The 14,278-nt window shown below is 51.0% G+C and carries 9 protein-coding genes; 7 read left to right on the top strand and 2 right to left on the bottom strand.

Translation table 11 applies throughout. The features are described from left to right. The first annotated feature begins 78 nt into the window (after positions 1-78). The 3 genes from HMPREF2661_RS10895 to HMPREF2661_RS10885 are packed head-to-tail and all read left to right on the top strand — an operon-like array spanning position 79 to position 3,565. A complete protein-coding gene (locus tag HMPREF2661_RS10895) occupies positions 79-1,389 on the top strand; it encodes a paraquat-inducible protein A (RefSeq protein WP_084824337.1) in 1,311 nt (436 codons plus the stop codon). Continuing rightward, complete coding sequence (gene pqiB / locus HMPREF2661_RS10890; protein WP_070823784.1) at positions 1,386-3,047, top strand: intermembrane transport protein PqiB; 1,662 nt, start codon at positions 1,386-1,388, stop codon at positions 3,045-3,047. Before HMPREF2661_RS10895 ends, pqiB begins: the two co-directional genes overlap by 4 nt. Then, positions 3,047-3,565 (top strand): PqiC family protein, encoded by a 519-nt coding sequence (locus tag HMPREF2661_RS10885; protein ID WP_070711805.1) that lies wholly within the window; start codon positions 3,047-3,049, stop codon positions 3,563-3,565. The genes pqiB and HMPREF2661_RS10885 overlap by 1 nt, the downstream gene beginning before the upstream one ends. 55 nt (positions 3,566-3,620) lie before the next feature. Here the strand turns inward: HMPREF2661_RS10885 and HMPREF2661_RS10880 are convergent, their stop codons facing one another. Continuing rightward, positions 3,621-4,331, bottom strand: a complete 711-nt coding sequence (locus HMPREF2661_RS10880) for a GrxB family glutaredoxin (protein ID WP_070823783.1) — start codon at positions 4,329-4,331, stop codon at positions 3,621-3,623. Positions 4,332-4,418: 87 nt separating this feature from the next. Between HMPREF2661_RS10880 and HMPREF2661_RS10875 the strand changes: the two genes are divergently transcribed. The 4 genes from HMPREF2661_RS10875 to putA all read left to right on the top strand — a co-directional run bounded on the left by HMPREF2661_RS10875 (position 4,419) and on the right by putA (position 13,433). After that, positions 4,419-6,632: a RelA/SpoT family protein gene (locus tag HMPREF2661_RS10875; protein WP_070823782.1), complete on the top strand. Its 2,214-nt coding sequence runs from the start codon at positions 4,419-4,421 to the stop codon at positions 6,630-6,632. Between the two features lie 198 nt (positions 6,633-6,830). Beyond that, positions 6,831-7,625: a formate/nitrite transporter family protein gene (locus HMPREF2661_RS10870; RefSeq protein ID WP_049323149.1), complete on the top strand. Its 795-nt coding sequence runs from the start codon at positions 6,831-6,833 to the stop codon at positions 7,623-7,625. Positions 7,626-8,077: 452 nt separating this feature from the next. Next, on the top strand, positions 8,078-9,604 hold the full coding sequence (gene putP, locus HMPREF2661_RS10865) for a sodium/proline symporter PutP (protein ID WP_070823781.1): 1,527 nt from the start codon (positions 8,078-8,080) through the stop codon (positions 9,602-9,604). 223 nt (positions 9,605-9,827) lie between these two features. Further along, the gene (gene putA / locus HMPREF2661_RS10860; RefSeq protein WP_070823780.1) at positions 9,828-13,433 is read left to right on the top strand and encodes a bifunctional proline dehydrogenase/L-glutamate gamma-semialdehyde dehydrogenase PutA; all 3,606 of its coding nucleotides are present in this window, start codon (positions 9,828-9,830) and stop codon (positions 13,431-13,433) included. Positions 13,434-13,491: 58 nt separating this feature from the next. On the opposite strand, the gene nth is transcribed toward putA, so the two are convergent. Beyond that, positions 13,492-14,121: an endonuclease III gene (gene nth, locus HMPREF2661_RS10855; RefSeq protein WP_049323145.1), complete on the bottom strand. Its 630-nt coding sequence runs from the start codon at positions 14,119-14,121 to the stop codon at positions 13,492-13,494. Between the last annotated feature and the right edge of the window lie 157 nt (positions 14,122-14,278).

The raw sequence follows: 14,278 nt of genomic DNA, 5'->3' as shown, positions 1-14,278 counted from the left end.
TCTGCTAAATTTGTGCTATCCTGCTGTTTTCATTTATAATGCGACACTCTTTGCACCTTCTTTACCCCCTGCCGAACCATGAAACGGATTCCTGCCTACCATCGCTGGTGGCGCTACAAGTCTTATCTTCCTGATGCGACGCTGCCTGCACATACGGTGGAATGCCCCGATTGCGGCTGCCGTATGGATATTCCGCGCCTGCGTCAGGGGCAGGAAGCGCATTGTCCGGTATGCAACCATGAAATCGTAGAGGTGGAAAACAATCCGTATATCGCGCCGATCGCCTATGCGCTGACAACCTTGATTCTGATGGCGTTTGCGTACAATATGGTGTATATCCGCGTCGATTTGTTCGGCGTGACATCGATTTTGTCGTTGCCGCAAATGATGCGGCTTTTGATTTCGCTGGATTATGGTTTTCTGGCGGAAGTGATGTTTATCCTTACTTTCGGTGCGCCTTTACTGTTTTTACTGCTCTGCCTGTATGTTTATACGGCTTTGATACGCGAAAAGGCCTACCCTGCGCTGCGCTTTGCGACGCGTGTATTGGTGCGGCTGCGTCATTGGATTATGGTGGATGTGTTTTTCATCTCCACTTTGGTGGCGTATATCAAGCTCTCGTCCGTTGCTACGGTAGAGTTCGGCTCGGCGTTTTATCTGATGTTTCCGCTGTCGGTCATGCTGATTCGGACTTCGGTATCGATTCCGCAGCATTGGGTTTATTATAAGATTCACCGTTTAACCGGCGGCCATGCGGTTCAGACGGCCTCTGAAGACAAAATCTGTTGCAGCCGCTGCCTGTATTTCCGCAATAAAGACGAGCAGCCTTGCGGCGTATGCGGCGCAGACTTATACCGCCGCCGCCCGAAAAGCCTGAGCATTTCGCTGGCGTTTTTAGTGGCGGCGTTTATCCTGTATTTCCCTGCCAACATCCTGCCGATTATGATTTCGTCCAACCCGACGGCTTTGGAGATCAATACGATTTTCAACGGCATTGTTTATATGTGGGACGAAGGCGACCGGTTGATTGCCGTGATTATCTTTAGTGCCAGTATTATGCTGCCGGTTTTGAAGATTATTGCGATGGCGGTTTTGATTTATTCCGCATACTTCAAACCTGTGATGAGCGCGGACAAAATGTCGGTTTTGTATCGGATTACCGAATCCATCGGCCGCTGGTCGATGATTGATATTTTTGTGATTATTCTTTTGATGAGTTCGTTCCACACCAATATGGCACGCGTCGTGCCGGGTGGTGCAGCGATTTACTTCTGCCTGGTCGTTATTTTGACCATGCTTTCTGCCTATTATTTCGATCCCCGTCTGATTTGGGACAAGCAACAGCAGCTTTCAGACGGCCTTGATTCTGACCAGACCTTAACACAATGAAAAAACACGATTCTTCACCCAATTATCACGCACCGGCGCGTGTCAAGAAAACCAATGTCTTCACGTCTGTCGTGTGGCTGATTCCGCTGATTGCGCTGATTGCCGGCGGCTGGCTTTTGGTTAAAGACATCCGCAACCGCGGCCCTGTCGTTACACTGTTGATGGACAGCGCGGAAGGCATCGAAGTCAACAACACCGTTATTAAAGTGTTGAATGTCGATGTCGGACGCGTTACCCGCATCAAATTGCGCGACGACCAAAAAGGCGTGGAAGTCACTGCGCAGCTCAGCGCCGATGCCAAAGACCTTATCCGCAGCGATACCCAATTTTGGGTGGTCAAACCGCGTATCGACCAAAGCGGCGTTACCGGCTTGGGCACTTTGCTTTCCGGTTCATATATTGCATTTACACCGGGCAAAAGCCAAGAAACCCAAGATGTGTTTGTCGTGCAGGACATTCCACCGATTGCCGCCATCGGCCAAAGCGGCCTGCGCCTGAATTTGATCGGCAAAAACGACCGCATCCTCAACGTCAGCAGCCCTGTTTTGTATGAAAACTTTATGGTCGGTCAAGTAGAAAGCGCGCATTTCGACCCGTCCGACCAAAGCGTGCATTACACCATTTTCATCCAAAGCCCCAACGACAAACTGATTAATTCGGAAAGCCGTTTCTGGTTGGAGAACGGCATCAATATCGAAACCACAGGCAGCGGCGTCAAACTCAACTCCGCCCCTCTGCCTGCCCTGCTGTCGGGCGCGATTTCGTTTGATTCGCCGAAAACCAAAAACAGTAAAAACGTCAAAAGCGAAGACAGCTTCACGCTTTATGACAGCCGCAGCGAAGTTGCCAACCTGCCTGACGACCGCTCGCTGTATTACACCGCGTTTTTCAAACAATCCGTACGCGGCCTGACTGCCGGTTCGCCTGTCGAGTACAAAGGCCTGAATGTCGGCGTGGTTTCCGATGTCCCTTATTTCGACCGCAACGACAGCCTGCACTTGTTTGAAAACGGTTGGATTCCCGTACGCATCCGCATCGAGCCTTCCCGTTTGGAAATCAATGCCGATGAACAAAGCAAAGAGCATTGGAAACAACAATTTCAGACGGCCTTAAACAAAGGCCTGACTGCCACCATCTCCAGCAACAACCTGCTGACCGGCAGCAAAATGATTGAGTTGAACGATCAGCCTTCCGCCTCGCCTAAGCTGCGACCGCATACCGTTTATGCAGGCGATACCGTTATCGCAACCCAAGGCGGCGGTTTGGACGATTTGCAGGCAAAAGTGGCCGACTTGTTAGACAAGTTCAACAATCTGCCATTGGATAAAACTGTTGCCGGCTTGAACGGTTCGCTTGCCGAGCTCAAGTCCACACTCAAATCTGCTAATGCCGCTTTAAGCTCCATCGACAAACTAGTCGGCAAACCGCAGACACAAAACATTCCGAACGAGTTGAACCAAACCCTGAAAGAATTGCGTCAAACCCTGCAAGGCGTATCGCCTCAATCGCCTATCTACGGCGACGTACAAAATACGCTGCAAAGTTTGGACAAAACCTTAAAAGACGTTCAACCCGTGATTAATACTTTGAAAGAAAAACCCAACGCGCTGATTTTCAACAGCAGCAGCAAAGACCCTATCCCGAAAGGAAGCCGATAATGCGCCTCTTCCCGATTGCCGCCGCCCTGACGCTTGCCGCCTGCGGCACTGCGCAAAGCACACAATATTTCGTCCTGCCCGACAGCCAGTACATCCGCCCGGCTGCGCATGGCAATGAAATTGCGGTCAAAGTCAACCTTGCCGAACCGCTTGCCAACGGCGGCCTCGTTTACCAAACCGATGCCTATCATGTGAATCTAGCGAAAAACCACCTTTGGGCGGCACCGCTCGATGGCGCATTGGCAGCAAATCTCAGCAACAAGCTCAACCGCCTCAATCCACATCGCACCTTCGTGCCTGCTTCACGCAGCCAAAGCAGTCAAACCCTGAAAGTCTATATCGAAGCCTTCCAAGGCAGCTATCAGGGGCAGACCACCATCAGCGGTTATGCACTATGGCCGGACGGACGCAGCAAACCGTTTAACGCCATTACGCCGCAACAAGGCGACGGCTATACCGCCATGCTCGAATCGTTGGAAAACGGTTTGTCACAGGTTGCCGATACGATTGCCTATTAAACCAAAAGGCCATCTGAACATTTTCAGACGGCCTTTTTTATGTTTCAAACATTCATTACAACGCGCGGTCAAAATACAAAGCCACGCCGGAACGCTCACTCATCGCCAACAAATAATCCATCAATTTTTGCGGCCATTGGATACCACGCACAACGGTCAGGTTGCGCAAAACAGGAAACGTCAGGATATCTTCCAAACTGATTTCACCGCCCAAGCCCTCGCCTTCGCACACCAGCGCTTCCAGCTCTGCCAAGTCTTGATGCAGACGCTCCAGATACTGCGCCGTTTTGTTCAGATTAGTCTCGAAATTGCCGATACTTTTCTCTTTTTTGTCGATAAAGTATTTTTTCGCTTCATCGGTATCAAATTCGGGCAGGCCGATTTTAACCATGCGCGGCTGTACCAATTTGTTATTGTATTCGCCCACTTTGTCCAACCAAGCCTGTACTTCTGGACGAACTTCTTCTTTCAAACGGCCTTGATCGATGTAACGGACAATATCCAAACTTTCGCCCATAAACGAACCGTCTTCTTTTTGCAAAATCGGCACTTGTTTTGAGCCAATCATGCCAATCGGCATGGCTTCGTCATCATTTGCCAAGACAACCTCTTCCACCGCCACATCACGCAAGCCGAAAATCATCCGCGCACGGACGCAAAACGGGCAATGGTCGTAAATATACAGTTTCATCGAAATGCTCCTTAAAATTTCAAAACGGTTAACCATAACACCCAAGGCCGTCTGAAACAAGGTTTTCTGAAACATAGTGCCACATTCGCATACAAATCTAGGGCTGTCGGCAATAAACTGTTACAATAGCAACGTTTTTATCAAAAAGAAAAAACGCACGCCATGACCACTATTCGCCAAACGCCCCAAACATCGAGTGCAACGCTGGAAGGCCTCCTCGCTTGGTTCGACGGCTATGTTGCCGCGCTGCCCGATTCCGATAAAAACCTGATTCAGACGGCCTTTGACTTAGCTAAAAAACATTATCCTGCCGATGCCCTAACGACTTACGGCGAGCCATTGATGGAACATTTCCTCGGCTCGATGCAAATCGTCAGCGAACTCGACCTCTTGCCTGATGCCGTTGCCGCTACGATTTTGTCCGACATCGGCAAATACGTTCCCACTTGGCACGAATTGGTTACCGAACGCTGCAACAGCACCGTTTGCGAGCTGGTCAAAGGCGTGGACGAAGTACAGAAACTGACCCAATTCGCACGCGTGGACAGCCTTGCCACGCCGGAAGAACGCGGCCAACAGGCCGAAACCATGCGCAAAATGCTGTTGGCGATGGTTACCGACATCCGCGTCGTCCTGATCAAACTGGCGATGCGTACGCGCACCCTCCAATTCTTAAGCAATGTTCCCGACAATCCTGAAAAGCGCGCCGTTGCCAAAGAAACCCTCGACATTTTTGCCCCGCTCGCCAACCGCTTGGGCGTGTGGCAACTCAAATGGCAGCTCGAAGACCTCGGCTTCCGCCATCAAGAACCCGAAAAATACCGCGAAATCGCCCTGCTTTTGGACGAAAAACGCACTGAGCGCCTCGAATACATCGAAAACTTCCTCAATATCCTGCGTACGGAACTGAAAAAATACAATATTCATTTTGAAGTTGCCGGAAGACCGAAGCACATCTACTCCATTTACAAAAAAATGGTGAAGAAAAAGCTCACTTTCGACGGGCTGTTCGACATCCGCGCCGTGCGGATTCTGGTCGACACCGTTCCCGAGTGTTACACCACGCTGGGTATCGTCCACAGTCTCTGGCAGCCGATTCCGGGCGAGTTCGACGACTACATCGCCAACCCGAAAGGCAACGGCTACAAAAGTTTGCACACCGTTATCGTCGGCCCGGAAGACAAAGGTGTGGAAGTCCAAATCCGCACCTTCGACATGCACCAATTCAACGAATTCGGTGTCGCCGCCCACTGGCGTTATAAAGAAGGTGGCAAGGGCGATTCCGCCTACGAACAGAAAATTGCCTGGTTGCGCCAACTCTTGGACTGGCGCGAAAACATGGCCGAAAGCGGCAAGGAAGACCTCGCCGCCGCCTTCAAAACCGAACTTTTCAACGACACGATTTATGTTTTGACCCCGCACGGCAAAGTCCTCTCCCTGCCTACGGGCGCCACCCCCATCGACTTTGCCTACGCCCTGCACAGCAGCGTGGGCGACCGTTGCCGCGGTGCAAAAGTCGAAGGACAAATCGTGCCGCTGTCCACGCCTTTGGAAAACGGACAACGCGTTGAAATCATTACTGCAAAAGAAGGCAATCCTTCCGTCAACTGGCTCTACGAAGGCTGGGTCAAATCCAACCGCGCCATCAGCAAAATCCGTGCCTTCATCCGCCAGCAAAATGCGGATACCGTGCGCGAAACAGGCCGGGCCCAGTTGGACAAACAGTTGTCAAAAATCTTCCCCAAACCCAATCTGCAAGCACTGGCGGAAAAACTCGGCTTCAAAAAAACCGACGAACTCTATACGGCCATCGGCCAGGGCGAGATTTCCAACCGCGCCATCAGCAAGGCCTGCGGTGCTTTGATCGAGCCGGCTCCGGTACCGGTTGACGAGACCAATATCGTCAAACAGTCCAAAATCAAAAAAGGCGGCAAAAACGGCATTCTGATTGACGGCGAAGACGGCCTGATGACCACGCTTGCCAAATGCTGCAAACCCGCGCCGCCCGATGATATTGTGGGCTTTGTTACCCGCGACCGCGGCATTTCCGTCCACCGCTGCACCTGCCCTTCTTTCCGCCACCTTGCCGAGCAGGCTCCGGAAAAAGTGTTGAACGCAAGCTGGGCAGCCCTGCAGGAAGGACAAGTATTTGCCGTCGATGTCGAAATCCGCGCCCAAGACCGCTCCGGTTTGCTGCGCGACGTTTCGGATGCGCTGGCACGGCACAAGCTCAACGTTACCGCGGTGCAAACCCAATCGCGCGATTTGGAAGCCAGCATGCGCTTTACCCTTGAAGTCCGCCAAGTCAACGACCTGCCGCGCGTATTAGCCAGTCTGGGCGACATCAAAGGCGTTTTAAGCGTAACGCGCTTATAATTTCCATTCCTCCATCTAAAGGCCGTCTGAAAGTATTGCTTTCAGACGGCCTTTCACACATCGGCTGCCAATATATAACCTACGCTTCTATCCTTACAATCAGCCGTTATTTCCTGTCCGCCGTATTCTCAGGCAAACTCGCCATCCGTATGATAAAGAAAGATATTTTTATTCTTATATTAACCTTAAGGAAACTTCATGGATACACGAGACCTGTTCCCTCATGAAATTTTGCAGGACGCCATCGGCAAGAGTTGCGCCAAATCTGAATTCAGCATCAAGATGTTGGTGATTTTGAGTTTCTTAGGCGGCGGTTATGTCGGCTTCGGCTATCTTGCCTGCCTGCGCGTCATCAGCGGCATTCCTGCCGAATGGAACGGTCTAGCCGCCCTGTTGGGCGCATCCGTGTTCCCTATCGCACTGATTTGTATCTTAATCGGCGGCGGCGAGTTGGCAACAGGCAATATGATGATTATGGCCTTGGGTAAGCTGACCGGCCGAGTCAGCACCCACAAACTGGTGCGCAACTGGCTGATTGTCAGCTTGGGCAATCTGGCAGGAGCCGTAGCCATGGCTTATTTCCTCGGCCACTACGTCGGCCTTGCCGAAGGACCGGCCACAGCGAAAACCATTGCCATTGCCGAAGCCAAAGTCAATATGGACTTCGGCCGCGCATTCGTTTCTGCCATCGCATGTAACTGGATGGTGTGTATGGGCATCTGGTTTTACTTCGGCGCACGCCATACTTCAGGACGAATCTTAGCCATGTGGTTCCCGGTTATGATCTTCGTATTAATCGGCTTTCAACACTTTGTTGCCAATATGTTCATCATTCCGGCCGGCATTTGGGCGGGCGCAAACGTCAGCTGGGGTCAATTTTTCTACAACATGATTCCTGTTTTCTTAGGCAACGTCCTGGGCGGATCATCCTTTGTCGCGGCCTCTTATCTCTTTGCTTACAAACACTTATTAAAAGACGATTTTTCTATTTAATGTAGTCTTTTTTTCTAAAAACCCCGTATCTGCCCGACACAGATACGGGGTTTCTGCATAGGGCCGTCTGAAAGCCCAAGTCGTTTAATTACTTTTTCTCTTTAATCCCCAAAAAACATCAGGAAAGATAGTTTCACACACTTTCCTTCGTCATCATCGGTAAAAATTTATATATTTTTATGTTTTTAAATGACTTAGCCAAAAGGCGGCATCAATTTCGAATAAAGGCTGAGTTCTTCGCTTTGCAAAAGCGACTTTTTGCGGTATGCTGGTTTAAATTATTTACAATTTAATGCATTAAGATTTCGTATTTTATTGTATTTGAAAATAATTTATCCTGTCTCTCTCGCAAAAAACAGGATTTTTAAGCTGTATTTTTATTAGAAAAAAGTTTGGGTATGAATTGCTTGCAATTTCAAACCCGTTTTAAAAGTTAGATGAGGAATAAGTACATGAATCCCATGTATATCACTTTCGCGATCTATTTGGTCGCCGTACTACTGATCGGCCTTGCCGCCTATTTTTCAACCCGCAACTTCGACGACTACATCCTCGGCGGCCGTAGCTTGGGCCCGTTCGTGACCGCGATGTCTGCCGGTGCTTCCGATATGTCAGGTTGGCTCTTGATGGGTTTGCCCGGTGCCATTTACCTGAGCGGTTTGAATGAAGCTTGGATTGCCATTGGTCTGATTGTAGGCGCATACTTCAACTGGCTTTTGGTTGCAGGCCGTCTGCGCGTGCATACCGAATACGCCAACAACGCACTGACGCTTCCTGACTACTTCTTCCACCGCTTCGGTGCCGGCGGTCACTTGATGAAAGTGGTTTCCGCACTGATTATCTTGTTCTTCTTCACTATTTACTGTGCTTCAGGCATCGTGGCCGGTGCTACCCTGTTCCAAAGCCTGTTCCACGGTATGTCTTACACTCAAGCCATGTGGCTGGGTGCCGGCGCAACCATCGCCTATACCTTCTTGGGCGGTTTCTTGGCCGTAAGCTGGACCGATACCCTGCAAGCTTCTTTGATGATTTTTGCATTGATCCTGACCCCTGTAATGGTGTACCTGGGCTTGGGCGGTGCAGATCAAATGAATGCCGCTATGCAACAAGTCGCTGCCTCTACCGGTAAAGAATACGGCAGCCTGTTTGCCGGTACAACCGTCATCGGCATTATCTCCACCGCCGCTTGGGGCTTGGGCTATTTCGGCCAACCGCACATCTTGGCTCGCTTCATGGCTGCCGAAAGTGCCAAATCCCTGGTTTCTGCACGCCGCATCGGTATGACTTGGATGATTCTGTGTATGGCCGGTGCCGTGGCTGTCGGCTACTTCGGTATCGCTTACTTCGGTGCCAACCCTGCCCACGTTGATGAAATGAACGGCAACCACGAGCGTATCTTCATCGCCTTGGCCACCCTGCTCTTCAACCCTTGGATTGCCGGTATCATCTTGAGCGCGATTCTCGCCGCCGTAATGTCCACTCTGTCTTGCCAATTGTTGGTTTGCTCCAGCGCGATTACCGAAGACTTCTACAAAGGCTTCCTGCGTAAAAAAGCACAACAAGCTGAATTGGTATGGATTGGCCGTCTGATGGTATTGGCGATTGCCGTGATTTCCATCCTGATTGCTTCTGATCCTGAAAGCAAAGTATTAGGCTTGGTAGCTTACGCATGGGCTGGCTTTGGTGCCGCATTCGGCCCGGTCGTTATCCTGTCTGTACTGTGGAAACGCATTACTGCCTACGGCGCACTCTCCGGCATGATTGCAGGTGCACTGACTGTAGTAGTTTGGGCTGAGTGGATCAAAAAACCTGCTTTGGCCGCACAAGAAACAGGTTTCGCTACTGTCTATGAAATCGTTCCTGGCTTTATCATTTGCACACTCGTGATTGTTTTGGTGTCCCTGATCGACAAAAAACCTTCACGCGAATTGCAAGAACGCTTTGAAAAAGCAGACGCAGAATACCGCGCCTCTAAATAAGACGTTTTCAGACGGCCTGCATGATTCCGTGCAGGCCGTCTTTACGAAATAAACTGTTTCAAAATAATCTGAGCCTTATCAGAAAAAACAGCAATTTATGCGGATGCATCTTGTATCCGCATCATAATTTTATTACGATATTACTATCCTTCAGAATGCTTGTTTTGTCAGTCTTAATTCAGGCCGTCTGAAACCATGAAAAAACCTTTGGAGAACATAAATAATGTTTAACTTCGCTTTTCCAACACAAACTCCTCTGCGTCAAGCTGTAACTGATGCCTACCGCCGTGATGAAATCGAGGCCGTTCAGGATATGTTGCAACGTGCACAGATGACCGACGAAGAACGCAATGCCGCCTCCGAGCTTGCCCGTCGTTTGGTTACCCAAGTCCGTGCCAGCCGTACCAAAGCCAGCGGTGTAGATGCTTTGATGCACGAGTTCTCTCTCTCCAGTGAAGAAGGTGTTGCACTGATGTGTCTGGCTGAAGCCCTGCTGCGCATTCCGGACAATGCCACCCGTGACCGCCTGATTGCCGACAAAATCTCTGAAGGCAACTGGAAAAGCCACTTGAACAACAGCCCTTCCCTCTTCGTTAACGCGGCTGCATGGGGTCTGCTGATTACCGGCAAACTGACCGCAACAAACGACAAACAGATGAGTTCCGCATTGAGCCGTCTGATCAGCAAAGGCGGCGCACCTCTGATCCGTCAAGGTGTGAACTACGCAATGCGCCTGTTGGGCAAACAGTTCGTAACCGGCCAAACCATTGAAGAAGCGCTGCAAAACGGTAAAGAGCGCGAGAAAATGGGTTACCGCTTCTCCTTCGATATGTTGGGTGAAGCCGCATACACCGAAGAAGATGCCAACCGCTACTACAACGACTACGTCCAAGCCATTCATGCCATCGGTAAAGATGCCGCAGGCCAAGGTGTTTACGAAGGCAACGGTATCTCCGTCAAACTTTCCGCCATCCACCCACGCTACTCACGCGCCCAACACGAACGCGTGATGAGCGAACTGTTGCCGCGCCTGAAAGAATTGTTCCTTTTGGGTAAAAAATACGATATCGGTATCAACATCGATGCCGAAGAAGCCAACCGTCTCGAATTGTCTTTGGACTTGATGGAAGCTTTGGTTTCCGATCCCGACTTGGCCGGCTACAAAGGTATCGGTTTCGTTGTTCAGGCCTACCAAAAACGTTGCCCGTTCGTTATCGACTATCTGATCGACCTGGCACGCCGCAACAACCAAAAACTGATGATCCGTTTGGTTAAAGGCGCATACTGGGACAGCGAAGTGAAATGGGCTCAAGTAGACGGCATGGACGGCTACCCGACTTACACCCGTAAAGTCCACACCGACATCTCCTATCTCGCCTGCGCACGCAAACTCTTGGATGCGCAAGATGCCGTGTTCCCACAATTTGCCACACACAACGCCTACACTTTGGGCGCAATCTACCAAATGGGTAAAGGCAAAGACTTCGAACACCAATGTCTGCACGGCATGGGCGAAACCCTGTACGACCAAGTGGTTGGCCCGCAAAACTTAGGCCGTCGCGTACGCGTGTATGCCCCGGTCGGCACACACGAAACCCTGCTTGCCTACTTGGTACGCCGTCTGTTGGAAAACGGTGCAAACTCTTCTTTCGTGAACCAAATCGTTGACGAAAACATCAGCATCGACCGCCTAATTAAGAGCCCGTTCGACACCATTGCCGAACAAGGCATCCACCTGCATCCGGCATTGCCTCTGCCGCGCGATTTGTATGGCAAAGGCCGTCTGAACTCCCAAGGCGTCGATTTCAGCAACGAAAACGTATTGCAAAATCTGCAAGAAAAACTCAACCAAGCTTCTTCCGAAGACTTCCACGCCGCGTCTATCGTCAATGGCGAAGCGCGTAACGTGGGCGAAGCGCAACCCGTCCGCAACCCTGCAGACCACAACGATGTTGTCGGCACTGTCAGCTTTGCCGATGCGGCATTGGCTCAAGAGGCTATTGGTGCAGCCGTTGCCGCCCTGCCGGAGTGGAGCGCCAAACCTGCTTCAGAACGCGCCGACTGCCTGCGCCGTTTTGCAGATTTGTTGGAACAACACACGCCTGCATTGATGATGCTGGCCGTCCGCGAAGCCGGTAAAACCTTGAACAACGCCGTTGCCGAAGTACGCGAAGCCGTTGACTTCTGCCGCTACTATGCCAACGAAGCTGAAAACACCCTGCCTAAAGATGCCAAAGCTGTCGGCGCAATCGTTGCCATCAGTCCATGGAACTTCCCATTGGCCATCTTTACCGGCGAAGTGGTTTCTGCATTGGCAGCCGGTAACACTGTTATCGCCAAACCTGCCGAACAAACCAGCCTGATTGCCACTTACGCAGTTTCCCTGATGCATCAAGCCGGTATTCCGACTTCTGCGCTGCAACTCGTACTCGGCGCAGGTGATGTCGGCTCCGCCCTGATCGGCGACGCCCGCATCGGCGGCGTGATCTTCACCGGTTCTACCGAAGTAGCGCGCCTGATCAACAAAGCCCTGTCCAAACGCGACGACAGCCCTGTCCTGATTGCCGAGACCGGCGGTCAAAACGCGATGATCGTAGACTCTACCGCCCTGCCGGAACAAGTCTGCCTCGACGTATTGAACTCTGCCTTCGACAGCGCGGGCCAACGTTGTTCCGCCCTGCGTATCTTGTGCGTTCAAGAAGATGTTGCCGATAAAATGATCAACATCATCAAAGGCGCAATGGATGAGCTGGTTGTCGGCAAACCAATCCAACTGACCACAGACATCGGCCCTGTCATCGATGCTGAAGCCCAACAAAACCTGTTGGCCCACATCAACAAAATGAAAGGCGTAGCGAAGGCTTACCACGAAATCAAAACTGCCGCCGACGTTGATGACAACAACTCTACCTTCGTTCGTCCAATCCTGTTTGAATTGAACAACCTGAACGAGTTGCAACGCGAAGTGTTCGGTCCCGTGCTGCATGTTGTCCGCTACCGTGCCAGCGAATTGGATCAACTCATCGACCAAATCAACGCCAAAGGCTATGCTCTGACCAGCGGTGTACACAGCCGTATCGAAGGTACTGTCGACCATATCCGCGACCGCATCGAAGCCGGTAACATCTACGTTAACCGCAACATCGTCGGTGCCGTTGTCGGCGTACAACCTTTCGGCGGTCACGGCTTGTCCGGTACCGGTCCAAAAGCAGGCGGTTCATTCTATCTGCAACGCCTGGTCCGTACTCCTGAATGGGTTGCCCCAACCCTCAGCCGCATCGGTCAAGCAGACGAAGACGCGCTCAAACGTTTGGAAACCCTGGTTCACAAACTGCCGTTTAACGCAGAAGAGAAAAAAGCCGCAGCCGCAGCTTTGGGTCACGCACGCGTCCGTACCCTGCGCAAAGCCGAAACCGTATTGGTCGGCCCGACCGGCGAACGCAACTCATTGAGCTGGCGCTCTCCAAAACGCGTTTGGGTACATGGCGGCAATCTGCTGCAAGCCTTCTCTGCCCTGACCGAGCTGGCAGCCGCAGGCATCCAAACCGTTGTTGAGCCTAACAGCCCATTGGCTTCCTACTCAGCCGATTTGGACGGTTTATTGCAAGTCAACAGCAAACCTGAAAACGCAGGCATCAGCCATGTTGCCGCTATCGAGCCTTTGAGCAGCGAGCGCAAACAAGAGTTGGCCGGCCGCGACGGCGCGCTCATCCGTATCCTGCCTTCCGAACAAGGTCTGGACATTCTGCAAGTATTTGAAGAAATTTCTTGCAGTATCAATACTACCGCTGCCGGCGGTAACGCCAGCCTGATGGCAGTTGCCGACTAATCACAGCCAAATCAAAGGCCGTCTGAAATTCAGACGGCCTTTTTTTATCTGTTTTTATTTACATTTTTGCCGGATATTCGCACAAATCATTAATCAAACATTTGCTGCATTGCGGTTTCAAAGCCTTACATGTATAGCGGCCGTGCAAAATCAACCAATGATGGGCATCCATCAAAAATTCTTTGGGAATAAAGCGCATCAGCTTGTCTTCAACCTCACGCACATCCTTGCCCGGCGCGATTTTGGTGCGGTTAGCCACACGAAAAATATGGGTATCAACCGCCATAACAGGTTGTCCGAATGCAGTATTCAACACCACATTGGCAGTTTTTCGGCCGACACCGGGCAAAGATTCCAAAGCCTCGCGGTCGGCAGGTACTTCGCCATTATATTTTTCCAGCAAAATACGGCAAGTCTGCATGATGTGTTTGGATTTGGTTTTGTAGAGGCCTATGGTTTTGGTGTATTCCATCACGCCGTCCAGCCCCAAATCCAACATGGCTTGCGGCGTATTGGCAACGGGAAAGAGTTTGGCAGTCGCTTTGTTCACGCCGACATCAGTTGCTTGTGCAGACAATAAAACGGCGATAAGCAACTCAAACGGCGAGCTAAAATTCAACTCGGTAGTCGGATGAGGATTAGCAGCGCGGAAACGCTCGAAAATTTCTTGGCGGATTTGTTTGTTCATTGTTTGGATTATTTTTTTATTGGCGCAGCAATTATAGTGAAATCATGTTGATACGGCTACTTCAAGTAAAACAAGGCCGTCTGAAACGCATTCAGACGGCCTGATGATCAAACAGTCTACTGTTTATTTTTGGGGCTGACGTAGATTAGCAGTTATG

Origin of the sequence: Neisseria sp. HMSC061B04, from assembly GCF_001836705.1 — a bacterium.
Classification (GTDB): domain Bacteria; phylum Pseudomonadota; class Gammaproteobacteria; order Burkholderiales; family Neisseriaceae; genus Neisseria.
Note: the sequence above shows the minus strand (reverse complement) of the source record. Positions and strands in the feature narration are given on the sequence as shown.